The organism is Herbiconiux daphne (genome assembly GCF_024979295.1).
In the GTDB taxonomy this organism is placed as follows: domain Bacteria; phylum Actinomycetota; class Actinomycetes; order Actinomycetales; family Microbacteriaceae; genus Herbiconiux; species Herbiconiux daphnes.
The window spans coordinates 1-694 of the sequence record NZ_JANLCJ010000406.1; the positions used below are offsets into that span (position 1 = coordinate 1).

Below are 694 nucleotides of genomic sequence, written 5' to 3' on the forward strand. Positions count from 1 at the left end.
ACTACGAAAAACCGTCTTAACTCAATTTCTAGTATGTTAGATGTTCTGATTGAGGAAGAGGAAGAAGCAGTCCAAGCTATTACACAGGATGGAACAATAATTGGAAAAAAGGAATGGGAGTCGAACGGTGCATTAAATACTTGCGCAAACTGTTCTTCTCCTATTTTGTGGGATGACGCAGAAAACACAACCATTATTGATGGAAACTCGTTCTGCGAAGATTGCGCATCAAAATTGAATGAGAACGACGAAGAAGGTTATGGCTACCCAAAAGATGGTGGTTCTGAGTTAAATACTAGTGCAAACATAGCTTCAACATACCACTTTAAATGCAGCAAATGTGGTTATCTTCAACATAAAGATCTTGAAAGCAATGTTGATGGTGTTTGTGTTATGTGTAAAAACTCAGAACCATTACCAGTCCCGAATAAAATTCTTAAAATACGATCCACATTAAAAAACGGTATGCGTGTTACTCGTTCTCAGTGGAATCAAATGAATAAATGCGTATCCTGCAAACGAAGTGTTGAGTGGGATGATGCAGAAAATACTGAATTTACAGACGGAAGCAATGGTAGTATTATTTGCTCTGACTGTGATAAAAATCTGAAAGAGAATAAACTCTCTGCCAGAACTAAACGACTAATAAGATAGGAGATTGAGATGGACGATTCAATGAGTGAAAAGAAAGTAC

1 protein-coding gene is annotated in these 694 nt (G+C 37.2%); it reads left to right on the plus strand.

All coding sequences use genetic code 11. The annotated features are described in order from the left end of the window. A partial coding sequence (locus tag N1032_RS25520; protein WP_259543395.1) for a hypothetical protein occupies positions 1-654 on the plus strand: 654 nt, incomplete at its 5' end. Positions 655-694: the final 40 nt, after the last annotated feature.